This is a genomic window from Flavonifractor sp. AGMB03687 (assembly GCF_017811815.1).
In the GTDB taxonomy this organism is placed as follows: domain Bacteria; phylum Bacillota; class Clostridia; order Oscillospirales; family Oscillospiraceae; genus Flavonifractor.
Window position 1 is genome coordinate 241,209 of record NZ_JADKZI010000004.1, and the last position, 26,402, is coordinate 267,610.

The following is a 26,402-nucleotide window of genomic DNA, read 5'->3' on the forward strand; positions in this document are numbered from 1 at the left end:
TATGATGAAAAATACCTATCGTCTGAATACCTTCCTGGCTGTGGTGGCAGGCCTGGTATTCCTGGGCTATCTGGCCGAACAGGCCTTTGCCCCCGCCGCTATCCTGCCACCGCTGGACCTGATGCTCATCAGCGCGATTTCCCTGGTGGCCCTGGTCCTGGAGCGCTATTCCGGGCCCCGGACGGAGGAGCGCAACTGGCTGGCGGTACTGGTGTTGAGTGTTGTGACCTTCGCCCTGCTGCCGCTGGCCGCCGGGCTGCTGACCGGCCAGGCGCTGCTCCGGTTTGCCCTGGTGGGCTGCGCCGCGTTCCTGGTGCTGACCTTCCTGTTTACGGCCATCTGTGATCGTCTGGCCTCCGGCACGGCAAGCAAGATCGCTCCCCTGCTCTCCGCCGGAATCCTCTTTCTGGCCGTTCAGGGATGCAGCAGTCTGTTCCTCTAAACCGTAACCCAAGCAAAAAACAGGCGGACCGCAATGCGGTCCGCCTGTTTTTTATCAGGGCTGAGGATCATATTTTTTGCAGAAGGAAGTCACGTCGTCGAAGTCCCGCAGCCGCTCCTTCAGCATCTCATGGCTCCAGTCCCACCACTGGATGCGCTCCAGGGCAACGATGATATCGGCATCGTACCGCCAGCCGATGTGGCGGGCGGGCACGCCTCCCACGATCTCATAGGGAGCCACATCGTGGGTGACCACGGCGCCTGCCCCCACTACCGCGCCGTTTCCCAGGGTAACGCCCGCCATGATCACCGCGTTGTGGCCGATCCACACGTCGTTGCCGGTGACCACATGGTGGTTATCCCGCCGCCACTGGATCAGGCCCTCATCGTCCGGGCCGAAGCCGTAGTGGGAACAGCGGTAGGTAAAATGGTGGGCGGCCGCCCGGGTCTTGGCCGGGTGCTGCACCGGATTGATGCGCACACCGGTGGCAATGGAGTTGAACTTGCCGATCTCGGTATAGATCACGTCGTTGGAGCCGAACAGGTAGGTGTAGTCCCCCACATGGGTTTCCTCCACCACGCAGTGGTCCCCCAGCTCCACATAGCGGCCGAAGGTACAGCTCTTCACCTTACAGGTGGGGTGGATCAGGGGTTGCTCCTCATCCAGGGTCTGTGTAAAATCCAGCATTACAGCTTGCTCCAGTCGATCACGTTTTTGTTCTTCACAAAATACTCAATGCCGGAGTAGATGGTAGTGGCCAGGATCAGGGCCACGCACACCACATCCAAAGTCAGGTTGTGGAACACCAGCATAAAGCAGATGCACACCATGGTGGAGGCCGTCTTGATCTTGCCCGACCAGGCGGCGGCAATGACCCGCCCACGCTCCACGGCGATGAGCCGCAGGCCGGTGACGGCAAACTCCCGCACCACCACAATGAGCAGGGCCCAGGCGGGGAAGCGATTCATCTCCACGAACCACAGCAGGGCGGCCATGACCAGCATCTTGTCGGCTAGCGGGTCCATGAACTTACCGAAATCGGTGACCTGATTGTAGTGCCGGGCAATGTAGCCGTCTACAAAGTCGGTGACGCTGGCCAGAATGAAGATCGCCAGCGCGTAGTACATGTGGAAGGGGAACTGGAGGTAGAGCACCACCAGAAAGACGGGGATGAGCAGCACCCGAAGCAAAGTCAGCTTATTGGCGGTATTCAAAATACGTCACTCCTCTATTTCCCCGGTCAGATCACCATCGCTGGTGCCGGTAATCCGCACGTTGACAAAGGTTCCCGCAGGCACCAGGCCGGCGGCGGTAAAGAACACCTTTCCGTCCACATCGGGGGAATCGGCGTAGGAACGGCCGGCATAGCAGCCCATATCTGGGTCGAAGCCCTCGCACAGCACCTCCAGGGTCTCCCCCAGACGGCTCTCGTTCCAGGCGTCCATTACCCGGCTCTGGAGCTCCACCAGCAGCTCCACCCGCCGCTTGGCGGTATCCGGGTCCACCTGGTCGGGCATAACGGCGGCGGGAGTGCCCTCCTCGGGGGAGAACTGGAAGATACCTGCCCGCTCAATGCCGCTCTCCCGCAGAAAGTCGCACAGCTCCTCGAACTCCTCCTCGGTCTCACCAGGCAGGCCGCAGATGAGGGAGGTACGCAGCACCAGGCCGGGCAGACGGTCCCGTAGCTTCTTCAGCAGGGCGATGATCTCGGCCTTGGTGGAGCGGCGGTTCATGGCCTTCAGGATCCGGTCATTGATATGCTGGAGAGGGATGTCGATATACTTGAGGATTTTGTGCTCCCGGGCAATCACATCGATGAGAGCGTCATCCAGCTCATCGGGGTACAGGTAGTGGAGCCGCACCCAGTGGAAGGGCAGCTTGCACAGCTCTGTGAGCAGCTCGGGCAGCATCCGCTTGTGGTACAGGTCTGTGCCGTACCGGGTGATATCCTGGGCAATGACGATGAGCTCCTGTACCTCGTCGTCCGCCAGCTTTTTGGCCTCGGCCAGCAGGGACTCCATGGTGCGGCTGCGGTACCGGCCCCGGAGGGAGGGAATGACGCAGTAGGCGCACCGGTTGTCGCAGCCCTCGGCAATCTTCAGAAAGGCGGTATAGGGGGGCGTAGACACCACCCGGTCGCCGTCCTCAATGGTGTGGTCGATATCCCCGAAATAGGTGGGGGTGTCCCCCTCCATGACGGAGTCGATGGCGGGCACGATATCGGTGTAGCTGCCGGTACCCAAGATGCCGTCGATCTCGGGCAGCTCCTCCAGGATCTCGTCCCGGTAGCGCTGGGTCAGGCAGCCAGCCACCAGCAGCTTGCCCAGCTTGCCCTGCTCTTTCAGGGCAGCCAGCTCCAGGATGTTCTGGATGGCCTCGCTCTTGGCGGAATCGATAAAGCCGCAGGTGTTGAGCACCGCTACGTCGGCCCCCTCGGGGTCGCCGGTAACGGTATGGCCGGCGGCTTTCACCAGGGCCATCATCTGCTCGGTATTTACCAGGTTCTTGGCACAGCCAAGCGAAACAAATGCAATCTTCAAAAGACTGCCTCCTTACACGATGGTATATCTGCCCTCACGGCGGGGCGGCATCTTGGGCTGCTGATCTGGATAGCCCAGGGTAATGGCGGCCACAAACTCTCCCTTGTCGGGGGCGAAGCGGCTCTGGAAGGCAGGGCCGAAACCCATCCGCTGGGGGGCGGACAGCCAGCAGGAGCCGATGCCCTTGTCCCAGGCGGCCAGCAGTACATTTTCAATGGCGGCGGACACGCTCTGCATGGCGCCGTCCCGGTCGGGATAGTCGGGTTTCAAGAGGAACACCAGCACGCACACCGGCGCGCCTCCCAGGGTGGACAGGAACTTGTTGGTGATGCCCACCTGTTCCGGATGGCGGGCAAAGCGCTGCTCCAGCACCGGGGTGAACTTCTCCACCACCCCGCCCATGATCTGCCGCACCTTCTCCAGCGCCTCCGGGCTCTGGACGGCAACGAAGTACCAGTGCTGCAGATTGATGGCAGAGGGCGCGGCCAGCCCAGCCTCCAGGATCTCCTTCAGATCGCTCTCCGGAATGGGGTCAGCCTTGTAGCGGCGGATGCTGCGGCGGGTCATCAGGGCCTCGCGGGTGTCCATCAGAATTCCTCCTCCATGGCCGCGCCGTACCGGCGCAGGCCCTCCTTGATATCCTCCCACCGGAAGCCCCGGCGGGCCAGCGCATTGGCGGCGCGCTGGTAGGTCTTGGGGTCGGTGAGATCCGCCCCCCGGAGTTTTTTCTGCAAAAAGGTGTCGATGGCATCGTCGGGGGCGTCCAGGTCCTCCAGGGCGCCGTCCCAGTATTCCCGGGGCACGCCTCGGCGGTAGAGCTCCTCCCGGACACGGGAAGGCCCCCAGCCCTTGGCGGCATAGTGGTCGGCCACCGTGCGGGCATAGCTCTCGTCGTTCAGATAGCCCAGCTCCTCCAGCCGGTCGGCGGCCGCCTCGGCGGTCTCCCGGTCGGCCAGGGGCTCCTTATCCTTGTTCCGCGGCCGGGCAGTCAGCTTGTCCACCAGCTCCTTCCGGGATAGGGGCCGGGCAGCCAGCAGGTCCATAGCCTTGTCCCGCACCGCGGCGGCTTTGGCGGCACGCTCCACCGCCTCCAGCTGCTCTGTGGTCAGCTCCAGACCGGAGCACAGGCCAAAGGCCACGATCTCATTTTCCGTGATACGCAGGATGGTCCCGTCCTCCAGGTGGCACAGCCAGCGGCCTGCCACCCGCTGGGAGGGGGCCAGCTTACTGATCCGCATCCTCAAAATCCTCGGCGGACACATCCACCGCACGGCCGGCGGCGCGGGCGGCGGCCCGAGCCTGGCTGCTCATCAGCTTGTAGGAGTTCTTGCGGATGTCGGCCTCCAGCCGGTCGCACACCTCCGGGTTGTCCTTCAGGTACTGCTTAGCGGCGTCGCGGCCCTGACCCAGACGGGTCTCGCCCATGGCGAACCAGGAGCCCGACTTCTGCACCAGGTCCAGCTTGGTGGCCAGATCCAGGATCTCGCCCACCTTGGAGATGCCTTCGCCGTACATGATATCAAATTCCGCCTCCTTGAAGGGAGGAGAAACCTTGTTCTTGACCACCTTGACCCGGGTCCGGTTGCCGATGATCTCGGAGCCGTTCTTCAGGGACTCCACCCGGCGCACATCCATACGGACGGAGGCGTAGAACTTCAGGGCGCGGCCGCCGGTGGTGACCTCCGGGTTGCCGTACATGACGCCCACCTTCTCACGCAGCTGATTGATGAAGATGACCACGCAGTTGGTCTTGGCGATGGAGCCGGCCAGCTTGCGCAGGGCCTGGCTCATCAGACGGGCCAGCAGGCCCACGTGGGAGTCACCCATGTCGCCCTCGATCTCCGCACGGGGGGTCAAGGCTGCCACCGAGTCCACCACCACCACGTCAATGGCGCCGGAGCGGACCAGAGCCTCACAGATCTCCAGGCCCTGCTCGCCGGTGTCCGGCTGGGAGATGAGCATGGAGTCGATATCCACGCCCAGAGCCCGGGCATAGTAGGGGTCCAGGGCGTGCTCGGCGTCGATGAAGGCCACCTCGCCGCCCCGCTTCTGGGCCTCGGCCACAATGTGGAGGGCCAGAGTGGTCTTACCGGAGGACTCGGGACCGTAGATCTCAATGATTCGGCCCTTGGGAACGCCGCCGATGCCCAGCGCCAGATCCAGGGACAGGGAGCCGGTGGGGATGGCCTCCACCACGATGTCGGCGTTGTCGCCCAGGCGCATGATGGAGCCCTTACCATAGGCCTTCTCGATCTGGGCCATGGCGGTCTCCAGGGCCTTCTTCTTATCCGAGGCGGGAGCAGCGCTCTCCACCACAGCTTTCTTCTTGTCTGCCATGTGTATCTCGCATCCTTTCACGGCGGGCCCGGCGGCCCCGCCCTTACCGATTCATAACACCTTCCACCACACGCCAGATGCCCTGGGTGTCCTGACTGGAGCGCACGTCGGAAAATCCGTGCTCGATCAGCAGCTGCTCCACATCGTTGGCCTGGCCGATGCCCACCTCAAAGAGGAGGGAGCCGCCCAGCCGCAGGGCCGGAGCCCACTGGCTGGCAATGGCCCGGTAGAAGTCCAGTCCGTCGGCGCCCCCATCCAGGGCGGAGCGGGGCTCATAGTCCCGCACGGACTTGTCCAGCCCGGCAATGTCCCCAGTGGGGATATAGGGGGGATTGCAGGCGATCACGTCAAAGTCCCATAAAGCCCCGTCGGGGGGCTGAAGGGCGTCGGCCTGGAAACAGGTCACCCGGGCGTTCAGGTCGCACCGACGGATGTTCTGCTTGCAGGTCTTAAGGGCCGCCTCGCTGAGGTCGGCCAGCACCACCCGGCAGTCGGGCACGTTGGAGGCCACCGCCAGACCCACGCAGCCGCTGCCGGCACACAGGTCCAGCACCCGGGCGCCCTCTCCGGCGGCCCGTGCCAGCAGGATGGCCCGCTCGGCCAGCAGCTCAGTGTCCATGCGGGGAATGAGCACATCCCGATTCACCGCCAGGGTCAGGCCGTAAAACTCCCACTCTCCGATGATGTAGGCCACCGGCTCTCCGGCCAGACGCCGCTCCACCAGGGTTTTCAGCTTCTCCTCCACCGCGTCGGAGGCATAGAGCGCCATATCCCGGTAGTACTGCTCCCGGCTCTTGCCGGCAGCGGCGCACACCAGCTCCCGCGCCTCCAGCTGAGCACCTTCCACACCAGCCTCCCGCAGGCGATGGCGCGCGTCCAGGTAGAGGTTGTTGTAGGTGGTCGCCATATCGAAACCACTCCTCGTCTCTCTTTGTTTCTCTCTCAAAACGCCTCTTGGCGTGTTACCACTGATCCTTGCCCTGTTCCTCCGGCAGCACCAGAGTAAAGGCCCGGATGCCCACCTCGATCATGGAGTCGTCCGGCTCAAAGGTAGTCCAGTTCTGGAGCCACATGCCGGGAGCGGTAACCAGCCGGGTGAACCAGTTGTCGTAGCGGCCCACCAGGCGGTTAAATTCATAGGTCAGGCTGACGATCACCGGCAGCATCAGCAGGTGCAGGCCCATCCGCAGGAAGGTATTGGTCACCTCCACAAAGGAAAAAACCACACTGGACAGCAAAATGCTCACCACGATGACCACAAAGAGGAAGCTGGTACCGCAGCGGGGATGGTGGCGGGGCTGCTTGCGCACATTCTCCACCGTCAACGGCAGGCCGTGCTCATAGCAGAAGATGGTCTTGTGTTCCGCTCCGTGGTACTGGAACACCCGGTGGATGTCCTTCATGTGGGAGCACAGAATCAAATAGCCCATAAAGATGACCACCTTTACCACACCCTCCAGCAGGTTGCGCAGCCACATGGCCAGGGGCACGAACTGTCCCAGCACACCCACCAGAGCGGTGGGCAGCAGAATAAAGAGGCCCACCGAGAAGAGGATACCCAGAGCCACCGCCACCGTGACCAGCGCAGAGGCCGCCTTCTCGCTGCCCAGGTGCTTGTCCAGCCATTGCTCAAATTTGGAGGGGTCCTCCGGCTCTTCCTCGTCCTCCGGCATAAAGGAGGCGGAATACATCAGGGCCTTGACACCGTTGGCCATGGAGGAGCAGAAGTTAAACACGCCCCGGATAAAGGGCACGCCAAGCAGCGGGTGCTTGTCCTTGATGAGTACCCGCTCCTCCACCTGCTCAGCCAGCTCACCGTCAGGCTTACGGACCACTACGGCCTTCTTCTCCGGCCCCAGCATCATGATGCCCTCGATCAGGGCCTGGCCGCCAATCATGGTCTTATACGGCGTCGCACAGGCACGATTTGTCTCATTTGACATTGAGTCACTGTTCTCCTTGCTGTTAAAATGGGATTTATCCTATATATTGTATCAGACCCGCACCCCGATTGCAAGGGGTGCGGGTCTCTTTTTTAGAACAAATGTTTGATTCTTCCAACTCTCATCACTGGGGCTGGATGGGCAGACGGACGGTGACGATACATCCGCCCCCTTCCGCGTTTCCGATCTCCAGCGTGCCCTCATGGCGGCTGACGATCTCGTCGCAGACGGCAAGGCCGATGCCGGAGCCTCTGGCCTTGGAGGAGCCTTTGTAGAACTTATACTTGACGTGGGGCAGCTCCTCCTCCGGGATGCCGGGGCCGTAGTCCCGGATGGTGATGACCACCTGGTCCGCCTCCCGGAAGATGGCGGTGTCGATGCGCTTGCCGGAGCCGCCGTGCTTGGCGGCGTTGTCCAGCAGGTTGCAGAACACCTGCCGCAGCCGCTCCGGGTCGCCGGCGATGGGGGGGAACTCCTCCTCACAGTCGAAGTGGTTGAGCTCAATGCCCTCTCGGCGGAAGAATTCCCGGTAGGTGTACACCGCATCCTCCAGTTCGGCCTTGATGTCCATGGGCTCCACCGACAGGGTGAAACGGCCGTCCTGGATGCGGGAGAACTCCAGCAGCTCCTCCACCATGTTGGTCAGGCGGCGGGCCTCGGACACGATGATACCCATACCCTTCTTCACGTCGGAGCTGTCCCGCACCTCGCCGTTCATAATGGTCTCGGCCCAGCCGTTGATGGCAGTTAGAGGGGTCCGCAGCTCATGGGACACCGAGGAGATGAACTCGTTCTTCATCTTCTCGCTCTGGTTGATTTTCAGGGACATGTCGTTGATGGCGTCGGTGAGGTCGCCAATCTCATCGTCAAACTGCTTCTCGATCTGCACACCGTAGGAGCCGGCAGCAATGCGCTTGGCGGTGTCGGTGATGCCGGACACCGGCTCCACGATGGAGCGGACGAAATACAGGTTGGAAAAGTAGACGAAGGCCAGAATAACCAGCCCTACGCCCAGGGCGATGGCCACCACGATGACGATCTGCCAGTCCACATTGCGCAGGGAGGTCACATAGCGCATGGCGCCCACCACCTCACCATTGATGATAAGGGGGCTGGAGGCCGCCATGATGTGCTCCCCGGTGCTGGGGTCGGAACCCGACCACACCTCGGTCCGGCCCAGACTCAGGGCCCGCTCGATATCCGGCGTGCCGGGGGACCGGAAGGCGGTCAGGTCGGAGCTGGAGTAGCGGATCTTGCCGCTGGCGTCCAGGAACTCCACCTCCAGCTGATCGCTGGACTGATCGCCGCCCACCAGGGTACGGGCATATTCATAGTAGGAGTCACCGGTGGTCCGGTAATAGTTGAAGCTGCGCACCGCGCTTTCCGCCTTCTGGGAGAGGGACTCGCTCAGGGTGGAGTAGTAGTAGCTGCCCATGGCGGCGGAAAAAGCGGTTACCGCCAGCAGCACGATAAACAGTACCACGCTGATGGAGTTTACCATCCACCGCTTTCGGATGCCGCGGATGCCTTTGATTTTTTTCATAAGTCGATCATTCACCACCTGGTGGAAGAATAAAGGTTAGAATCCCCACTTGTAGCCGTAGCCCCAGACCGTGGTGATAAAGGTAGGATTGGTGGGATCGTCCTCGATCTTGATCCGCAGGCGGCGGATGTTCACGTCCACGATCTTCAGCTCGCCGAAGTAGTCCCGGCCCCACACAGAGTCCAGGATCTCCTCACGAGACAGGGCCTTGCCCGGGTTGTCCATAAACAGCTTCATGATGGAATACTCCACCTGGGTCAGCTTGACCCGCTGTCCGTTCTTCTCCAGGGTACGGTTGCGGGTGTTGAGCAGGAAGGGCGGCTGGCTGATCTCGCCGGTGTCCACCGCGTCCGCCCCGCCGGTACGCCGGTAGAGCGCGTCAATGCGGGCCGTCAGCTCCGCAGGGGAAAAGGGCTTGGTCACATAGTCGTCGGCGCCGGTCATCAGGCCGGTGACCTTGTCCATCTCCTGGGTGCGGGCGGTGAGCATGATAATGCCGATGTTGTTGTCCCCGGCCCGGATGCGGCGGCAGACCTCAAAGCCGTCCATGTCGGGCAGCATGATATCCAGCAGCGCCACCTTGATATCCGGGTTGCGCTTGAGCTGGGCCAGAGCCTCCTCGCCGGTCTCCGCTTCAATGGCCTCATAACCGGCCCGTTTCAGGTTGATAACCACAAAACTGCGGATGTTGGCCTCGTCCTCCAGCACGAGTACCTTTTTCATCCCGTTCCCTCCTTCTCTCAGGTCCGTCAGGACCAATCATTGGTGATCAGGGCAAAATGTGATTTGACGCCGCCCTCATCCAGTCCGCAGTCCCAGTCGTTCTGGATAAAGCGGGCGGCGTAGATAGTATCGCTTTCTCCGACTTCCTCCAGCAGCCGGAAGCGGCCCGACATATTGGCCCGCATGTACCGGTTGTCTCCGCTGAGGGTATAGATGACCAGGAAGGGCGTCGGGTCTTCGCTGGAATCCCCCTCCCAGTAGGAGAAGAGGACCGCCCGTTCGCCGCCGCCAGCCACGTCGTTGCGTGAGACGGTGATCTTGCCGTCCCAGGCGTCGGGCAGAATGAAGTACCAGCCATCCCGGTCGTTGTAATAGGTGGTAAAGACCAGATGGGACTGTCCGTTGATGTCATACTGCCGCCAGCGGATGGCCCAGAAGTTGACCGCGATGCTGGTGCTGCTGGGATCGGGCAGCGCGTAGGGATCGGGCAGTTCCAGAATTCCGTCGTTGTTGATGTCCTTGGCCGACACAGCGGTGTACCACCGAATGGTACTGTCACTCTCCCCCGTTTCGGGGTTCAGCGTGATATTCTGAATCCGCCCGTTCTTCCAGGCAAAAATATCGGTAATATGGCCGGACTCGCTGTAGGTGGTATCTGTATAGCTCTGGGATGTGCCGCTGTGGCCATAGGTGGAGCTGACAAAGACTGCCGGGATGTTGTCCTGCAGGTAGCCTGTCTTGACCCCGCCGTCGGGCAGACCAGTAACATTGTGGGACAGGGGGGCACTGGAATCCAGCTCCAGCATCCCGTCCCGATAGTTATAGAACTCCACCCGGTTGCTCTCATCCGTAGCTCCGGTCTGGACCACCACAATCTCATCCTGGCTGTCCCGGTCCAGGTCGCACACCTGGAAGCTGGTGTAGCTGGTGCGCATCAGCTCCAGAACGTGGTCGTTGTGGATGGAGTAGGCCGCCAGAGAGTGGTTCTGGTCGCTCATCATCTGCCAGCTGACAATGATCTCCTTGCTGGGGCTGTCGTCCAGATTTGCATAGGCCACGTAGTTGATGGCCGAGCCCTCGCCCTCGATGATAGCGGCCACCTCGTAGTTGTCGCCGGTCTGGCGATAGATATAGATCTTCAGAGGCCGCTCCGACGAGGTCACACGGAAGAAGGCGATGGCCTCCTGTACCCCGTCGCCGTCCAGGTCCTGGAGCTGTACCTTCTGGGTGTATTCTCCGGTGAGCGGGGCGGCATATTCGCCCCCGGCGCTGAGTACCTCATTGATCTTGTTGTCCAGCTTCAGGTAGTCGTCCGGCGCTCTAGGCGGCGCGTACAACTCCTCCACCGATTGCGAAAAACAGCCCGTCAGCAGCAGGAGCATTCCCACCGCCAGGAGCAGTCTGAATTTTTTCATGTTGCTTCGCCCTCCATGGGAGTTTTCAATATTGTTATCATAACACATCTCTCAGGGAAATGGTATGCCGTTTTCCGAATTTATTGGAGCGTGAGGGCTTGTCAATTGCCGGCAAGTCGTGTATAATACTTTTCAGCCCAACTTGGGGCACCTGCCGGTGTGATGGAATTGGTAGACGTAGTGGACTCAAAATCCACCGCTGGCGACAGCGTACCGGTTCGAGTCCGGTCACCGGCACCACGTGGTCGCAAAGCATGCTTTGCGACCACGTCTTTTTATATGCATTTCAAACTTGATGGCAACCTCTAACGCCAGTTTTTTACTCCTAATGCCGTTTCTTAACGCACAAAAGAGGGGAAATTATTATGATTCAAACCATTGCAATTGTCAGCTTGTCTGCCGGAACAATCGGAGAAGATTTTGTAAAGCACGAGGTGGAGATCGGCATACAGAGGTTAAAAGACTTGGGGCTGACCGTTCGCTTTATGCCTCACGCCCTGGAAGGAATCGAATACGTCAAAAACCACCCTGCCGAGCGTGCGGCCGATTTGATCCAAGCCTTTCAGGACCAGGACATTGATATGATCCTCTGCGCCATCGGTGGCGACGACACCTACCGGCTGCTTCCGTATCTGTTTGAACACAATGAATTGGCAACGGCGGTTTCAAACAAAATCTTTCTCGGTTTTTCTGATACCACCATCAACCACTTCATGCTTCACAAAGTTGGTCTCCAGACTTTTTATGGGCAGTCATTTCTTGCGGATGTTTGTGAACTGGGCAAGGATATGCTCCCCTATACAAGAACCTATTTTGAAGAATTGATTGCCACCGGAACCATCAAGGAGATCCGGCCCAGCCCCATCTGGTATGAAGAGAGAACCTCTTTTGGTACGGATCAAATCGGCACACCGCTGAAGTCCCACCCTGACCATGGCTTTGAATTGCTGCAAGGCAGTCCTGTTTTTTCCGGCGAGATCCTGGGTGGTTGTATTGACTCCATCTATGATTGTTTCAGCTCAGACCGCTATGCGGATATGCCGCTGCTGTGCAGGAAGTACGAACTGTTCCCCCAAAGGGAGGAATGGGCCGGCAAGATCCTTCTGTTGGAATCCAGCGAGGAAAAAATGCCTCCTCCCACGTACAGAAAGGCCATCGAGGCACTAAAAGAAGCAGGCGTTTTCCATATGGTCTCCGGTGTTCTGATCGGCAAACCAATGGATGAGACATACGCCCAGGAATATAAGCAAATCCTGGTGGATGTGATTGCCGACCCGAACCTGCCCATCGTATGTAATATAAACATTGGCCACGCACAGCCCAGATGCATCCTTCCGTTTGGCGTTCACGCAGTTGTTGATACAAATAAGCAAGTGATTTGCTTTGAGCCTTGAGCTATACGTATTTGCAATCAAAGAGCCCGCCTTCGGCTTAAGCCGAAGGCGGGCTCTTTTGTGTCAGTTGAACTTTTCCATCCAGTAGTGGTCGTGGTCCTCGCACACCTTGACGTTATTCTCGTACCGGTAGCCCAGCTTGAGGTAAAACTCATGGGACGTGAGGGAGGCGGAGACGATCACCCGCCGGGCGGCCCGGAACATGGGATCGGCCTCCAGGGTCTGCACCAGCTGTCTGCCAACCCCCTTGCCCTCCCAGTCGGGCCGGACGAACAGGGCCTGAATCATGGCCTCATCGGGATGGCCTTCTACCGGCACTACCGAACCGCAGGCCAGCAGTTCCTCGCCCAGCATGGCCACATAGCTGTGGCCGCCCTTCTGCGGAATTGCAGCCACGCCTTCCGGGCTGTAGTACTCCACAAATTCCTCCAGGGCCTCTCTGGGGTAGTCCCGGATGTTGACCTCCAGCAGGACCCGTCCGATCAGAGCCGAGACATCCGCCACCTGGCTGTCCTCCATAGGCCGTATGCAAATTGCTTCCACGTACTCCTACTTCCCTTCTGTCACAATATCTGTCCGGTTCAATCCAGCTGTACCGCTGTGCCTGAGACGCTGACCATCAGCATGCCGTTGTTGGCGCCCAGCACCTCATAGTCCACATCCACGCCGACCACAGCGTCGGCACCCAGCTTGGCCGCCCGGTCGCACATCTCCGCGATGGCCTCTTCCCGGGCCTTCTGAAGTTCCTCCTCATAGCCGGCGCTCCGGCCGCCGAAGAAATTGCGCAGGCCCGCGCCAAAATCCCGGAAAAAGTCCACACCGGAGACCACTTCGCCAAATACGATGCCCTGATAGGTACGGATGGTACGACCCTCCACCGAGGGCGTGGTAGTGACAATCATAGCTTGATGCCCCTTTCATAAACAGGTTTACGCCCGGACGTTACAGGCCGATTGTATCACAGCTCCATGCCTTTGAAAAGACAGGCTCCGCTTTTTAGGCGGGCTGGCCCTCCATCATCTCCACGATTCCTTCCGCAATGGCCTGGGCCAGGGTCTGCTGATAAGATTGGGAGGCCAAACTGGCCAGCTCCTCCGGATTGGTCATGTAGCCCACCTCGATGAGCACAGAGGGCATAACGGTCTCCCGCAGCACCTGGAAGTTCCCCTCTTTGACCTCCCGGGTATCGATATTACTTTCGTCAGTGGCCTTGGAGATGAGCTCCGCCAGCTGCTCGCCCGCCTCCGACCGGAAATAGTAGCACTCCAGGCCGGACACTGAGTCATCCTCGTAGGAGTTGCAGTGGATGCTGACAAAGCAGTCTCCCTCCGCCTCATTGGCGATCCTGGCCCGCTCCGACAAGTCCACATCCGCGTCAGTGCTGCGGGTCAGCACCACATCAAAACCAAGCAGCTCCAGTTCTCCCTTCAGCTGCTGGGTGATGGACATGGCGATGTCCTTCTCCTCCAGATCACCAATCACACAGCCCGGCTGCGCTCCGCCATGGCCCGGGTCCAATACCACTGTAAGTCCACGGGGCTGGATGGTATATTCCACTGGTTCCGGCTCTCCGCCGGTCTGTATGTCCTGTCCGCCGGTATTCTCTCCCGTATCCACCTGTGCCTCCGTCGGGGAGGACAGCGAAATGAGGAAACGTACACCCTGGACCGCCAAAACAACGCACAGGACCGCTGCCAACACCATCAGGCCGCGGATGGCATATGCCAGCAGCAGCTGCCGCCCCTGCTTCCGCCGTCTGCGCTTTTTCTTGGGGGGTACAGATGGATCTGGGGCATTTTCCGCCCCCTGTCGGTTTTTATTCTGTATCTCCATGTAGTAGTCTCCTGGTTCTGCCGCGCCGGTAGGTGGGAACAGGTGCGTCGGCCTCTGCGGCTGGTCATGGTGGTGCCCACCCGTCCCACAAAAAAGGATAATGCATGACCGGATTCTCCGTCAATCCCCAAAAATTTTTTTGCCGCCGCACAAAAAATGACCACCTTCGGATCCGAACATCCGAAGGTGGTCATTCTTCTGTCTGTTACATCACGCCCTTGCGGACATTGACCACAAAGTCCTGGACGTTGGTGACGATGGTGCGTACCGACAGACTGCCACGGTCCCGCAGCTTGTTCACTGCGAACTCGGACACGTCCACCGAGTAGAAATACACCGGACGCACCACCCCGTCCACCACACGGTAGGAGGGGGTCATGTTGCCGGTAGCCACCGTATGGAGAGTAGAGGCCATACAGATGACGGTGGTGGCGTCCTTCACCAAGGCACGCATGGCGTCCTGGCCCTCGTACACGTTGCCGTAGACCTCAGGCAGGGGGCCGTCATCCCGGACGGAGCCCACCAGCACGAAGGGCACATCGTGGTTGACGCACTCGTAGATGATGCCGTCCTTCACCTTACCGGAGTGGACGAAGGCGGCAGTGGAGCCCGCCAGTCGGACAGCGTTAATGGTGTCGATGTGATTGTAGTGGCCGTTGGGCATGCTCTTCTGGGTATAGATATCCTGACCCAGAGCAGTACGGAGATAGCCCGCCTCCAGGTCGTGGGTGGCCAGGGCATTGCCCGCCAGCAGGCCGTGGACATAGCCCCCGCGCACCAGGGCGGCAAAGGCGTCCCGGGCATCATGGTCAAAGGCACAGGCGGGACCCATGACCCACAGGATGCGGCCGTGGTCCTTCTCATGCTTGAGCAGCTCATAAATGGAGTCATAATCCATGGAGTAGGCGGTCTCCCGGGAGCGGCCCTGGCGGAAGGAGAAAGTCTCCTGCTCCCCCTTGTCGCTCTCAAAGCCGTCGGCGTGGATATAGATGCCCTGGGAGGCATCCTCCGTCCGGCCCACTACCACCGGCTCTCCTTCTTTCAGGTTGCGGAATTCCACCACGGCGATCCGGCCCTCCCGCAGGACGGCCACACAGTCCATGCGGCTCTCCTCGGCCAGCAGCCAATCACCGTTCACCTTGAAGTATTCCGGGAAGATACTGGTGGCATGGTAGCCCTCCGGGGCCACACCGTCCCGGGGCGCGGGGCTGAAGGTCACACTGGGGGCGTTCTGGAACAGAGGCTGGTCAAAATCAGGGGCATGATACTGCGGAAGCACAAAGCTCATGGGGATCAGAACTCCTTTCCGTCGTTTTCTCCCCTTCATTGTATCATGGCCCTTTCAGATACGCAATCGGTTCTTCAGAGATCCTTTTTAATCCGATTTATTGCACTTTTTTCCAATCTTGACACCTGTGCCTGGGAGATACCCACCTCGGCGGACACCTCCATCTGGGTCTTGCCCTCGAAAAAGCGCATCCGCAATATCCGCTTCTCCCGGTCGGTAAGCCGCTCCATGGCCTCCTTCAGGGCGATGTGCTCCAGCCAGCTCTCATCGGTGTTTTTGGAGTCCTTCACCTGGTCCATGACGCAGATGGTGTCTCCGCCGTGCTCATACACCGGCTCATAGAGGGACACCGGGTCCACGATGGCGTCCAGGGCAAAGACTACCTCCTCCCGCTTCAGCTCCAGCATCTTAGCGATCTCCTCAATGCTGGGCTCCCGCTGGTGTTCATTCATGAACTTCTCCTTGGCCTGAAGCACCCGGTAGGCGGTATCCCGCATGGAACGGGACACCCGGAGGGAGGAATTGTCCCGGAGATAGCGGCGGATTTCCCCAACGATCATCGGCATGAGCATAGGATTGGGGAAAACCGCCTATAAATGATCCCCCTGCTGCAAAAAGGTGTAGTAGATCTCCACCTTGGGGCCGTCCACCACAATGCGCTCCACACAGTCCCGGATCACCGCCTGCCGCTCCTCCGGGGTCAGGCATGGCCAGGCCTCCCGGATGCCGGCGGCCTGCTCCCGCAGGTCCTCCAGCCGGGCGGCCCGGCGGCGGGTGGCCTCCTCGGCGGCGTGCTCCTTCCGCAGTAGCTCCAGCTGCCGCCGCACCTGGCGCACCTCATCCACCAGCACCGGGTCCTCCCCCTCGGCAAAGAGCTGGTAGAGCCGCCGCAGCTTGCTCTCCAGCTTATCCATCTCCCCCTCCAGCTGGGCCAGGGGATCGGGCAGCGGGTCACCCCCCTCCCCCAGCCGGGCAGACACCTGAAACAAATCCCGAAGCACCTGCTCTTCCAGGTCCTCCGCCCACACCGCCTCCGCCTGGCAGTTGGCCCCCTTCTTCATGTGGGGCTTGGAGGGGTCCCGGCCATAGCAGCGCAGTTTATAGCCGTTCTTGCCCCAGCGGATGTACCGCATCCGGGCCCCGCAGGCGCCGCAGTACACCAGCCCGGTGAGCAGGTGCCGCCCTCCGGCGGCGGTGCGGTTCTTCACCGCCCGGTCCCGCATCCGGTCCTGGACCAGGTAGAACAGCTCCTCCGGTACGATGGGCTGGTGGAGCCCCTTGTACTCCTCCCCCTTGTAGGTGATGATGCCGATGTTGCTCTTACGGGTGAGGATCTGGGTCACCAGCTTATCGTATTTCAGCCCCAGCAGATCGGCGATCCGCTGGGCGGACCACCCCTTCAGATAGAGGTCGTACATCTGCCGCACCTTGGGAGCATCGGCGTTGGGCACCAGGATACCGGCACTCTGGTCATAGTCGTAGCCGAAGGGCACCCCGCCGCCCCCCATCCAGTAGCCCTGCCGCACTCGCTCCACCATGCCCATGCGGGTACGCAGGTAGATGTTTTCCCGCTCCAGCTGAGCGAAGGCGGACAGAATGCCGATCATGGCCCGGCCATAGGGAGTGGAGGTGTCAATGCTCTCGTTGAGGGAGATGAAGTCCACCCCGTTGGGCAGAAATACGTCCTCAATGAGGTAGAGGGTGTCCTTCTGACTTCTGGACAGCCGGTCCAGCTTGAAGACCACCACCGTGGCTATCTGCCTGCCCCGGGCGTCGGCAATCAGTTTGGTCATCTCCGGCCGGTCCAGGTTGCTGCCGCTGTAGCCGCCGTCGGTGTAAAAACGGTAGTTGGTCCACCCCATGGCCTTGCAGTAGGCCTCCAGCCGCTCGGTCTGAGCCTGAATGGAGTAGCCCTCCTCCGCCTGGGCCTCGGTGGACACCCGGATATAGAGGGCCCGCAAGGGCTGATGTTCCGCAAGTTCCGTCATGGTTCTCTCCTGATGCTGTGTCATGGGCTCCATTGTACCGGAAGGAACCTATCTGCCGCAATTCCTTTTCCTGGAATCACCGTTTCTGACTCCTGGCTCTGGCCTGCCGCAGCAGCCGCACCAGCACCGGGTTGTCCACCTGCTGAGGGGGCAGTCCCTTACCGGGCACCTGCTTTCCGTTGACGTAGCGCCGCACTTCCATGGTATCGCCTCCTGGTTCAGTGTGCCCACTTCCGAGAAAAAACAGACAAAAAGGACTGGGAACCGGATCATCCGATTCCCAGTCCTTCTTTAACCTTTTCCACATACGGGGCAGCCGGGGCTGCGTTCCACCGGCACCTTCTCCAGAGCCATCCGCTTCCCGTCATAGAGCAGCAGCTCTCCCGGGATGGGGTTGTGTCCCAACAGCATCTGGATGGCAACGGAGGCCATCAGAGAGGCCACCGTGCCGGTGACCGCCCCCAAGGCCTGACCGCCCACTTCCGGGTCTGTTCCGGCATAGCAGCAGGCCAGACAGGGCGTTTTTCCAAACTCCACCGCCTGCACTGAACCGTACCAACCCTCCACCCCGCCGTTGATCAGGGGGATGTTCCGCCCAGCGCAGGCGGCGTTGAGGGCCAGCCGGGCAGGCAGATTATCCACCGCCGCTACCGCCAGCTGACAGCCTGCCAGCAGCTCCGCTGCATTTTGCTCCTCCAGTTGGAGGGGTATCCCCTCCACTGTGATCTCCGGGTTGAAGGCAGACAGCCGCCGGGCGGCCACTTCCGCCTTGGGGCGGCCCAAATCGTCCTGTTCAAAGAGGAACTGCCGGTTCAGGTTGCTGAGGGAGACGGTGTCGCCGTCCACCACCACCAGCCGACCCACTCCGGCCCCCGCCAGGGCGTAGAGCAGCGGGCCGCCCAGGCCCCCGGCCCCTACCACCAGCACGGAGGAGGCGGCCAGCTTGTGCTGGCCCTCTTCCCCGATCTCCGGGATGACTACTTGCCGTCGGTATCGCTCCAGGTCCACAGCGCCCTCCTATCCGCCGCCGCACACGGGAATGAATTCCACGGTGCTGTCCACCCCCACCGGGGTACGAAAGCCCTTTTCCGCTCCGGCAGAGCGTTTGTCTACAAGGATGTGGCTCCGCTTGGCCAGCTTGCCAGCCTCCGCCCCGTGGCGCTTTTTGATCTGATCCAGCACCTTGGACACATTGGCCCCGTCCAGGCTCTCCTCCCGGCAGCCGGTGAGCTCCGCCAAGCGGCCGTGATAGCGCACTGTGGCCATGCTATCCCTCCTTGGGCAGAGGGATGCCCAGGTGCTTCAGCCGCTTGGCCGTGGGCACGCCGTTGGCGTCCCAGCCACGGACCTTGTAGTACACCGGCAGCATCTGGTCCAGGGGCACCACGGTGTCCGGCCGGTCCAGGTCCTGCGGGGTCTTGGTGAGCCGTCCGGGCAGGGCGTCGTCCGCCGCCGTCAGGCCCTCCCGCAGATTATAGAGCCGCTCCACGTTGTAGCTGCGCTCGCCTACGGTGAAGAATTTGCCGATGGTCATGGGCAGGCCGGTGGCCAGGGCGATAGACTTGCTGTGGGGCACCAGCATGCAGTTGATGGGCATAGCCCAGGGCATGAACTTCCAGATCTGTCCCAGCACAGGCCGGGCGGCCAGCAGGCCCGTGCCTGCCGCCCGACAGGCAAAGCTGGCCGGACCGAAGTGGAACAGAATGCCGGGGATCATGGCCTGCATGGTGAACAGGCAGAACCCGGCGGCGGAGGCCGCCTCCATGCCGTTCTGGAAGAATACCGTCAGCTCCGGCTTGCCCTTGGGGGTCTGGGCGTCCATGCTGATGACGCCCACCGACTCCAGCAGGGCCAGGTAGCCGCCGTTCAGGTGGCAGCCCCCCCGGTTGGCGGTGGCGTAGCCCAGGCCCATGCCCACGCTCCGCCGGGGCTCATAGGAGGCCAGCTCCAGGCCCTTGGAGTGGATGGCAAAGTCGGCGCCGCCGTACTTCTCGCTCAGCACCTTACTGCCCACTGCCAGTTCCCCGGCGGGGCCCCGGCGGTATGCCACGTCCTCCACTACCCGCAGCAGGTCGTCGGGCTGGTCCGGCTTCAGGCCGAAGTCGCCCATGCCCTTCTCCTGGAGTTCCATGGCGAAGGCGATGGTGCCCGCTAGGGAGATGGTGTCCATGCCCAGCAGGTCGCACTGGTAGTTCAGCTCATTGATGAGATCCAGATTGTTGTTTTCCACATTGGGGCCAAAGAGACCCAACGTCTCGTACTCCGGGCCCTTCACGTCCTTGCCCTTCACCTTCACCCGCCGCTCACAGCGGATGGGGCAGCTGACGCAGCCGCTGTTGCGGGTTAGCTTGGTGTCCGCCAAAGTCTCGCCGCTGACGTCCTCGTAGTGCTCATACCGGCCACGGGTGAAGTTGCGGGTGGGCAGAACGCCGGAGGCGTTGGCCTTGCTTACCAGGCCCGCCGAGCCATACCGGGGCAGGCTGTCCCCGGTCATGGGGTGCTTCTTCAGCAGCTTCACCCACTTGCGGGTATGGGCCTCGAAACCCTCCGGATCGGCCTTCACCACCTCACGAGTACCGAAAGCGATGACGGCCTTCAGGTTCTTGCTGCCCATAACGGCTCCGGCGCCGCAGCGCCCGGCCACTCGCTCGCCGCTGGCGGCGCAGGCAAAGCGCACCCCGTTCTCTCCGGCGGGGCCGATGACCAGCTTGCCATACCGCTCCGGCAGCTCCTCCTGGGTGCGCTCGGTGTCCAGGCCCTGGAGCTGGGGACAGGGTTCGATGCGGATCTTGCCGTCCTCCACCACCACCATGCTCAGTTCCGGGGCCTTGCCGCACAGGATGAGCCCGTCAAAGCCCGCCTTCTTCAGCAGCATACCGAAGGGTCCGCCGCAGTTGGAGGAGGCGATGCCGCCGGTGAGGACGTTCTTGAAGGTCATATTGAACCGGCTGGAGCTGGGCGCACCGGTGTCGTTCATGGGTCCGGTGTTGACAATGAGCATGGCCTCCGGGCTCAGAGGGTCCAGCCCCGCTGGGGTCAGATCGGTAAGCAGGCGAGCCCCCAGGGCCTTGCCCCCCAGATATTGCTCAAAGAGCTTGGCGGAGATGGTACACTTCCGCCACCGTCCGTTGGTCAGATCCACCTGGGCATAGACCGGCAGGATCATACCGCCTCCCCTCCTTCCATGGTGATGGCCCCAATGCCGCAGGCCTTGGCACACAGGCCGCAGCCCACGCATTTCTCCGGTGCGCTCAGCTGGGCAAAGACCGCCAGGTCCCCTTTCTCCCGGGGGAGGCTGATGGACAGGCAGTGAAACCCGCAAGCCAGCACGCACATGGAGCAGGCGGTGCACAGACTGGTGTCGACATGAGGCTTGGGCCACTGGTCCTTGGGTACTTTCTGGCTGCACAGGCCGGGCAGCGGCCCCTCAATGGCCCCCCGGGGGCACACCCGGCCGCACACACCGCACTGGGTGCAGCGGATGGGATCGATGGTATGTACCTGCTTTACCACTCCGGCAATGGCCCCCACCGGGCAGTTCTTGGCGCACAGGGTGCAGCCGATGCAGTCCTGTGTGATCTGGTATGGCATCCAGAGCCCTCCTTCCCTGTGATCAAAAAGCCCGCCCGCCCCGCGGTCGGGGCGGGCGGGCTGTGGCAGTCCTCAGGCGTCCTCTTTGGCGCACACCGCTTCCATCAGCTTGCGGGCGTGCTCCCGGGTGAAGTACCGGGGCACCGGGTAGGTGCCGTGGCACTCCTGGAAGGCCATGTCGATGACCTCCTCGATGGCGGAGGCGGGGAACTTCTCAAACCGGGCGGGGATCTCCAGCTGACGGTTGAGCTGGTAGAGCACCTTCACAAAGCGGGTGGCACGCACCTGGTCGGTGTCCCCCGGCGTGCCGATGTCAAGCATCTTGGCCAGCTCGGCAAACCGCTTGTAGCTCACCGGCAGGTAGTAGCGCATGATATGGGGCAGCAGTACCGCGTTGGCCAGCCCGTGGGGCACGCCGAACTTGCCGCCGATGGTGTGGGCAAAGGCGTGGACATAGCCCACATAGGTACGGGTAAAGGCCATACCCGCAAAGAAGGATGCAGTGAGCAAGGCCTCACGGCCCTCCAGATCCGTCGGATCCTCCTGCACCTTGGGCAGATACTTGAAGATGAGCCGGACGGCGATGCGGGCCTGGCGGTCGGTCTCCTCATCGGCGTAGCCCGCCACATAGGCCTCCAGGGCGTGGGTCAGGGCATCCAAGGCGGTATGGGCGGTGGTGTGCTTGGGCAGGCCCACCGTCAGCTCCGGGTCCAGAATGGCAAACATGGGCACCAGCTTGGGATCCAGCAGCTGCTTTTTGCTGTGGGTAGCGGTATCCGAGATGATGGCGGCCACGGTGGTCTCGCTGCCGGTACCGGCGGTGGTAGGCACCGCGATCAAGGGCAGAGGACGGCGGCGCACCTTCAGCATACCAGCCAGGGACTCGGCGCTGGTGTGGTTGGCCACGGCGGCAGCCACCGCCTTGGCGGTGTCCAGCACGGAACCGCCGCCTACCGCCACCACCGCGTCACAGCCGGAACAGGCCTGCTTGGCATTAGCCACGATGGCGAAGGTGGGGTCGGGCTGCACCCCGTCGAACACGTCATACTCCACATCGGCCTCCCGGATGCTCTCCAGCAGACCATCCAGCAGACCGGACTGGTGCAGGAAGGAGTCGGTGATCACCAGAGCCTTTCTGGCACCCAGCATCCGCAGCAGACGGCCCGCCTCCTTGGCGCGGCCCGGACCAATGTAGGTCACCGGCGTGGGCTTGGTGACGATCTTGATCACCGGCTTGCGCACAGCAATGCTCAGCTTTGACATGGTGGTATTCATAACATCCTCTCCTCCTGACCGTCCGCAGTCCGCGGCTTGTTTTCTTTATTTTACCACCAAGCTACTTAGGAATCAAGATTCTGAAACCACCGGTTCGGATTTTCATCCCTATCTTTTCCCCAGGTGTACCATCGTCGGCACGCCGTATGTGGAAAAACGCACGTCCAGATCGGTGTTGAAGTTATCGATGGCCTTGATGAGACCGATGCACCCCACCTGAAACAGATCGTCGGCGTTCTCTCCCCGGTTGGAGAATTTCTGGATCACCGACAGCACCAGCCGCAGGTTGCCCGCGATGAGCTGTTCCCGGGCTTCCATATCTCCCTGCTTCACCCGCCGGAGCAGCTCCATGGTCTCCTCGTTCTTCAGTACTTTCAGCTTTGCCGTGTTGACGCCGCAGATCTCAACCTTTCCCTGCATGGGCCGTGCCTCCTTCTCTGTGTCTGTGTTCAGTATGTCCCTGGCAGCCCCTTTCATACGGCGGCCCTAGTCCCTATATTTTTTATCGTGGGACCGCTTTCGATGGACTTCGGTGCCCCTTGTACTCTGACCTTATTTCCGCTATACTGAGCAAAAAGAAGAATCAGGTCAGAAGGAGGTTGCCTATGCTTACGCCTATTCTGGACAGCAATTCCCCCATGCCCCTGTACGAGCAGCTCTACCGCCACATCCGAGGGGAGATCGAGGTCGGGCGGCTGGCCGCGGGAGAGCGGCTGCCCTCCAAGCGCACCCTGGCCGCCCACCTGAAAATCAGCGTGGTGACGGTGGAGGGAGCCTATAACCAGCTGCTGGCCGAGGGCTACCTCCAGTCCCAGCCCAAGCGGGGCTTTTTTGTGCAGGCGGCAGAGGCGGCCCCGCCCAGAGTCACTCCATCTCCCCTTCCACCAACCGAGGAGCCCGCCCGGCCCACCTTCCGCTATAACTTTTCCACCAGCGCAGTGGATACCGCCCTCTTCCCCTTTGCCACCTGGGCCAAGCTGATGCGGGAGGTACTCTCCCAGCAGGAGGACACCCTGCTCAACACTCCTCATCCCCAGGGGATACCCGAACTGCGGGAGGCCATTGCCGCCCATCTGTACCGGTTCCGAGGCATCCGAGCTGATCCGGCCCAGATCATAGTGGGCGCCGGTTCCGAGGTACTCACCAACCTGCTGGTCCAGCTGCTGGGCCGGGAGGGCCGCTACGGAGTGGAAAATCCCGGCTACACGAAGACCCACCGCATTCTGGGCAGCTGCGGCGTGGCGGTGGAGCCCATCTCCCTGGACAGCCAGGGGCTGGTGGTGGATGCCCTGGACGAGCACAAGGTCCAGGTGGTCCACGTTACCCCCTCCCATCACTTCCCGCTGGGCATCATCATGCCGGTGACCCGGCGGCAGGCTCTGCTGCGCTGGGCCGCTCAGAAGCCGGGGCGCTATATTCTGGAGGACGACTACGACAGTGAGTTCCGCTTCTCCGGCCGCCCCATTCCCGCCCTCCAAAGTCTGGACAGCATGGAGCGGGTCATCTACCTCAACACCTTCGCCAAAAGTCTGGCCCCCTCCCTGCGCATCAGCTACATGGTGCTGCCTCCCCACCTGCTGGAGCGGTGGCGGAAGGAGTTCTGGTTCTACTCCTCCACCGTTCCCTCCTTTGAGCAGTACGCCCTGGCCCGGTTCATGGATCGGGGCCACTTCGAGCGGCACCTGAACCGCACCCGCACCCGGTACAAGGCCCGGCGGGAGGCCCTGCTGGCCGCCGCCCGAGACACCGGCCTCACCCAGGTGGGCTCTTTTGCCGGAGGCGACGCCGGTCTTCACCTGCTGCTGTGGATGGACAAGCGGTGGAACGAACAGGAGCTGGCCGCCCGGGCGGCAGAGGTAGGCGTGGGAGTCTCCCCCCTGTCCATCTGCGACCTGACTCCGCCGCCCCCCGACCGTCCACCCGCCCTTATCTGGGGCTACACCCGGGTGGCCGCCGAGGACATGGCTCCCGCCCTGGCCCTATTGAAATCGGCGTGGAATTTTTAATATCTTTTCCAGAGCTTTTCTGGTGTAGAAACACATCAATCCCGGCATCCTAGGTGCGGGGTGATTGTATGCGCCAACCGTACACCGATCTCTATGTGCTGTTCCGCCACGATTCCCGGGCCCAGGAATACTTTGACCACCTGCCTGCCCACGTGCAGGACCGCATCAGCGCTCAGTACCGCCAGATCGACTCACTGGACCGGCTCCAGCACTTTGCCGCCCGGTATCATGCCCCCCTCTTTCCGCTGGAGGGCATCGGGGGCCAGACCTTCCTGCCTCCGCCGGTGCAGCCGTGAATCCAAACGCCCGCCAGGCCCCAATCAGGTCCGGCGGGCTTTGCATTGCCTCCACTTCTGTGCTATAATGCAGCAAAGCAGAAAAAGGAGGCTGTCCGCCATGGAACTGACCCGCGCGCAGGCATTGGACCTGCTGAAAACATACAACAAGGAGCCCTTCCACCTCCGCCACGCCTTTACCGTAGAGGCCGTCATGGGCTGGTTCGCCCGCCAGCTGGGCTATGAGAACGAGGCCGACTTCTGGGCTACCGCCGGTCTGCTCCACGACCTGGACTTTGAGCAGTACCCCGACGAGCACTGCGTCAAGGTGCGGGAAATTATGGAGGGCCAGGGCCTGGACCCCGCCCTTATCCACGCGGTGGTAAGCCACGGCTGGGGCATGACCGAGGGCAACGTGGAGCCGGAGCACCAGATGGAGAAGGTCCTCTTCGCCGTGGACGAGCTTACCGGCCTCATCGGCGCCGCCGCTCTGATGCGCCCCTCCAAGAGCGTGCAGGACATGGAGCTATCCAGCTTGAAGAAGAAGTACAAGGATAAGCGCTTTGCCGCCGGCTGCTCCCGGGAGACCATCGCCCAGGGCGCCCAGATGCTGGGCTGGGAGCTAAACGACCTGCTGGAGCGCACCCTCCAGGCCATGAAGGACTGCGAGGCCGACATCGAGGCCCAGTGCGCCGGGCTGTGACCCATTAAAACTGAGAAGCTCCGCAGCATGCTGCGGAGTTTCTTTTTTCTCCAAAATTATTGACAAACAATAATTTACCTGCTATGCTCAAGATGAACTTAAATAAAACAATAATTTGAGGTGAGGGACAATGACACGCAAGCACATCGTAATCCTGCTGTGTGCCGCCCTGGCGGGCGCCCTGTTGGGGCTGGCCGGGCAGGCCGTCAATCCCAATGGCCTGATGGGCCTGCTGTCCGCGCCGGGCCAGGGGCTGCGGGAGCTCTCCCTGTCTGGTCCCTGGGGCAACCTGGGGGCCTGGACCATTACTCTGGCGGTCACTCTTCTGCCCCTCTTGCTACTGGTATTGCCCAAGGGCCGTGGGCCGCTGGTGTGGGAGGACTGGCTGCTGCCTCTCACCGGCGCAGTGGGGTTCTTCATGGTGTTTTTCTCCGTCAATCCCACGCTGCTCCCCCTGATTCTGCCCGAGGTCTGGCCCTTCGCCTCTTTGTGCGTCTATTGCTCTCTGCCGGTGGCCTGGCTGGTTCTGCGGGTGTTGCGGCGGCTGGAGGATCAGGAGACGGGCCGGCTGGCCGGGGCACTCCGGGTTCTGCTGTGGGCCTGCGCCCTGCTGGCGGCCTTTGGAACGGCATACATTCGGATCGCCGGTTTTGCCGCTCAGGCCAGTCAGGCACTCTCCGGTGTTGACGGTCCCGATCTGTTTGGGATGGGCAACAGCATGACCGACACCGTCATCGGCGGTCTCATTCTCCAGTTCATCCTGCTGCTCCTCCCGCTGGCGGCCGATCTGTTCACCGCTTTTCTGCTGGCCCAGGCGGCCTCCCTTACCGCTGTATTGAAAGAGGGCCTGTTCAGCCAGGAGGCCGTGGAGCGGTGCAACATCACCGCCCGCTTTTGCCGACAAACAGTGGTGTGGTCCGCCCTGCTCACCGCTTTGAAGAACCTGCTTCAGCTTACCTTCCTGGCGTTCCCGCTCCAGTCCGATTTTCAGGTGTATATCCCCCTGTCCTCCCTGGTGCTGGCCGCCGCCCTCTATCTGCTGTGCCGCTGTCTCCAGCAGGGCAAAGAACTCCAGGAGGACAACCAATCCATTATCTGAGGTGCCG

At 61.5% G+C, this 26,402-nt stretch carries 28 protein-coding genes, 1 tRNA gene and 2 pseudogenes; 7 read left to right on the forward strand and 24 right to left on the reverse strand.

The window, feature by feature from the left end:
- Position 1: 1 nt before the first annotated feature.
- Positions 2-442, forward strand: a complete 441-nt coding sequence (locus J9789_RS10330) for a hypothetical protein (RefSeq protein WP_245185202.1) — start codon at positions 2-4, stop codon at positions 440-442.
- Positions 443-496: 54 nt separating this feature from the next.
- On the opposite strand, the gene J9789_RS10335 is transcribed toward J9789_RS10330, so the two are convergent.
- From J9789_RS10335 to J9789_RS10385, 11 genes are all read right to left on the reverse strand, one after another.
- Complete coding sequence (locus J9789_RS10335; protein WP_209345076.1) at positions 497-1,129, reverse strand: DapH/DapD/GlmU-related protein; 633 nt, start codon at positions 1,127-1,129, stop codon at positions 497-499.
- Positions 1,129-1,656: a CDP-diacylglycerol--glycerol-3-phosphate 3-phosphatidyltransferase gene (gene pgsA, locus J9789_RS10340; protein ID WP_209345078.1), complete on the reverse strand. Its 528-nt coding sequence runs from the start codon at positions 1,654-1,656 to the stop codon at positions 1,129-1,131. The genes J9789_RS10335 and pgsA overlap by 1 nt, the downstream gene beginning before the upstream one ends.
- Before the next feature lie 6 nt (positions 1,657-1,662).
- Entirely contained in the window at positions 1,663-2,982 is a 1,320-nt protein-coding gene (rimO, locus tag J9789_RS10345; RefSeq protein ID WP_209345080.1) for a 30S ribosomal protein S12 methylthiotransferase RimO, read from the reverse strand.
- Between the two features lie 12 nt (positions 2,983-2,994).
- Positions 2,995-3,570, reverse strand: coding sequence for a nitroreductase family protein (locus J9789_RS10350; protein ID WP_209345082.1), 576 nt, complete (start codon positions 3,568-3,570; stop codon positions 2,995-2,997).
- Positions 3,570-4,220: a regulatory protein RecX gene (locus J9789_RS10355; RefSeq protein WP_209345084.1), complete on the reverse strand. Its 651-nt coding sequence runs from the start codon at positions 4,218-4,220 to the stop codon at positions 3,570-3,572. The genes J9789_RS10350 and J9789_RS10355 overlap by 1 nt, the downstream gene beginning before the upstream one ends.
- Positions 4,207-5,319, reverse strand: a complete 1,113-nt coding sequence (gene recA, locus J9789_RS10360; protein WP_209345088.1) for a recombinase RecA — start codon at positions 5,317-5,319, stop codon at positions 4,207-4,209. Before recA ends, J9789_RS10355 begins: the two co-directional genes overlap by 14 nt.
- A 43-nt stretch (positions 5,320-5,362) precedes the next feature.
- Positions 5,363-6,226 carry a peptide chain release factor N(5)-glutamine methyltransferase gene (gene prmC, locus J9789_RS10365; protein WP_209345089.1) on the reverse strand — a complete coding sequence of 288 codons (864 nt, stop codon included), beginning with the start codon at positions 6,224-6,226 and terminating at the stop codon, positions 5,363-5,365.
- 55 nt (positions 6,227-6,281) lie between these two features.
- The gene (locus J9789_RS10370) at positions 6,282-7,262 is read right to left on the reverse strand and encodes a DUF1385 domain-containing protein (protein ID WP_209345091.1); all 981 of its coding nucleotides are present in this window, start codon (positions 7,260-7,262) and stop codon (positions 6,282-6,284) included.
- Between the two features lie 124 nt (positions 7,263-7,386).
- A complete protein-coding gene (locus tag J9789_RS10375; RefSeq protein ID WP_245185203.1) occupies positions 7,387-8,805 on the reverse strand; it encodes a HAMP domain-containing sensor histidine kinase in 1,419 nt (472 codons plus the stop codon).
- Positions 8,806-8,841: 36 nt separating this feature from the next.
- A complete protein-coding gene (locus tag J9789_RS10380; RefSeq protein WP_209345093.1) occupies positions 8,842-9,528 on the reverse strand; it encodes a response regulator transcription factor in 687 nt (228 codons plus the stop codon).
- Between the two features lie 26 nt (positions 9,529-9,554).
- On the reverse strand, positions 9,555-10,943 hold the full coding sequence (locus J9789_RS10385) for a hypothetical protein (protein ID WP_209345095.1): 1,389 nt from the start codon (positions 10,941-10,943) through the stop codon (positions 9,555-9,557).
- 153 nt (positions 10,944-11,096) lie between these two features.
- Here J9789_RS10385 and J9789_RS10390 point away from each other — a divergent pair.
- Together J9789_RS10390 and J9789_RS10395 are read left to right on the forward strand one after the other, a co-directional pair.
- Positions 11,097-11,183: transfer RNA gene (locus J9789_RS10390), tRNA-Leu, on the forward strand.
- A 125-nt stretch (positions 11,184-11,308) separates the two neighbouring features.
- Positions 11,309-12,337, forward strand: coding sequence for a S66 peptidase family protein (locus tag J9789_RS10395; protein WP_209345097.1), 1,029 nt, complete (start codon positions 11,309-11,311; stop codon positions 12,335-12,337).
- 63 nt (positions 12,338-12,400) lie between these two features.
- Here J9789_RS10395 and J9789_RS10400 read toward each other — a convergent pair whose 3' ends face one another.
- The 13 genes and pseudogenes from J9789_RS10400 to J9789_RS10455 all read right to left on the reverse strand — a co-directional run.
- Positions 12,401-12,841, reverse strand: a complete 441-nt coding sequence (locus J9789_RS10400; protein WP_209345099.1) for a GNAT family N-acetyltransferase — start codon at positions 12,839-12,841, stop codon at positions 12,401-12,403.
- Positions 12,842-12,918: 77 nt separating this feature from the next.
- A complete protein-coding gene (locus tag J9789_RS10405) occupies positions 12,919-13,239 on the reverse strand; it encodes a putative heavy metal-binding protein (RefSeq protein WP_209345101.1) in 321 nt (106 codons plus the stop codon).
- 94 nt (positions 13,240-13,333) lie between these two features.
- Complete coding sequence (locus J9789_RS10410; protein ID WP_209345102.1) at positions 13,334-14,170, reverse strand: N-acetylmuramoyl-L-alanine amidase; 837 nt, start codon at positions 14,168-14,170, stop codon at positions 13,334-13,336.
- 205 nt (positions 14,171-14,375) lie between these two features.
- Positions 14,376-15,458 (reverse strand): hypothetical protein, encoded by a 1,083-nt coding sequence (locus J9789_RS10415; protein WP_209345104.1) that lies wholly within the window; start codon positions 15,456-15,458, stop codon positions 14,376-14,378.
- 74 nt (positions 15,459-15,532) lie between these two features.
- Positions 15,533-16,024: pseudogene (locus tag J9789_RS10420) on the reverse strand (sigma-70 family RNA polymerase sigma factor); the annotation flags it as partial.
- A gap of 24 nt (positions 16,025-16,048) precedes the next feature.
- A complete protein-coding gene (locus J9789_RS10425; RefSeq protein ID WP_209345106.1) occupies positions 16,049-17,446 on the reverse strand; it encodes a recombinase family protein in 1,398 nt (465 codons plus the stop codon).
- Positions 17,447-17,522: 76 nt separating this feature from the next.
- Positions 17,523-17,648, reverse strand: coding sequence for a hypothetical protein (locus J9789_RS17305; RefSeq protein WP_280842681.1), 126 nt, complete (start codon positions 17,646-17,648; stop codon positions 17,523-17,525).
- Positions 17,649-17,737: 89 nt separating this feature from the next.
- The gene (locus J9789_RS10430) at positions 17,738-18,454 is read right to left on the reverse strand and encodes a HesA/MoeB/ThiF family protein (protein WP_209345107.1); all 717 of its coding nucleotides are present in this window, start codon (positions 18,452-18,454) and stop codon (positions 17,738-17,740) included.
- 9 nt (positions 18,455-18,463) lie between these two features.
- The gene (locus tag J9789_RS10435; RefSeq protein ID WP_209345109.1) at positions 18,464-18,712 is read right to left on the reverse strand and encodes a MoaD/ThiS family protein; all 249 of its coding nucleotides are present in this window, start codon (positions 18,710-18,712) and stop codon (positions 18,464-18,466) included.
- A gap of 1 nt (position 18,713) precedes the next feature.
- Positions 18,714-20,612 (reverse strand): aldehyde ferredoxin oxidoreductase family protein, encoded by a 1,899-nt coding sequence (locus J9789_RS10440; protein WP_209345111.1) that lies wholly within the window; start codon positions 20,610-20,612, stop codon positions 18,714-18,716.
- The gene (locus tag J9789_RS10445) at positions 20,609-21,037 is read right to left on the reverse strand and encodes a 4Fe-4S binding protein (protein WP_209345113.1); all 429 of its coding nucleotides are present in this window, start codon (positions 21,035-21,037) and stop codon (positions 20,609-20,611) included. The genes J9789_RS10440 and J9789_RS10445 overlap by 4 nt, the downstream gene beginning before the upstream one ends.
- A 72-nt stretch (positions 21,038-21,109) precedes the next feature.
- Complete coding sequence (locus J9789_RS10450) at positions 21,110-22,312, reverse strand: iron-containing alcohol dehydrogenase (protein ID WP_209345114.1); 1,203 nt, start codon at positions 22,310-22,312, stop codon at positions 21,110-21,112.
- Between the two features lie 126 nt (positions 22,313-22,438).
- Positions 22,439-22,732 (reverse strand): annotated as a pseudogene (locus tag J9789_RS10455) (sigma-70 family RNA polymerase sigma factor); the annotation flags it as partial.
- Positions 22,733-22,917: 185 nt separating this feature from the next.
- On the opposite strand from J9789_RS10455, the gene J9789_RS10460 reads away from it, so the two are divergent.
- The 4 genes from J9789_RS10460 (at position 22,918) to J9789_RS10475 (ending at position 26,395) form a co-directional block, all read left to right on the forward strand.
- Positions 22,918-24,318, forward strand: coding sequence for a PLP-dependent aminotransferase family protein (locus tag J9789_RS10460; RefSeq protein WP_209345116.1), 1,401 nt, complete (start codon positions 22,918-22,920; stop codon positions 24,316-24,318).
- Positions 24,319-24,386: 68 nt separating this feature from the next.
- Complete coding sequence (locus tag J9789_RS10465) at positions 24,387-24,614, forward strand: hypothetical protein (RefSeq protein ID WP_209345118.1); 228 nt, start codon at positions 24,387-24,389, stop codon at positions 24,612-24,614.
- A gap of 100 nt (positions 24,615-24,714) precedes the next feature.
- Positions 24,715-25,296 carry a hydrolase gene (locus J9789_RS10470; protein ID WP_209345120.1) on the forward strand — a complete coding sequence of 194 codons (582 nt, stop codon included), beginning with the start codon at positions 24,715-24,717 and terminating at the stop codon, positions 25,294-25,296.
- A gap of 130 nt (positions 25,297-25,426) precedes the next feature.
- Positions 25,427-26,395, forward strand: coding sequence for a hypothetical protein (locus J9789_RS10475; RefSeq protein ID WP_209345122.1), 969 nt, complete (start codon positions 25,427-25,429; stop codon positions 26,393-26,395).
- Positions 26,396-26,402: the final 7 nt, after the last annotated feature.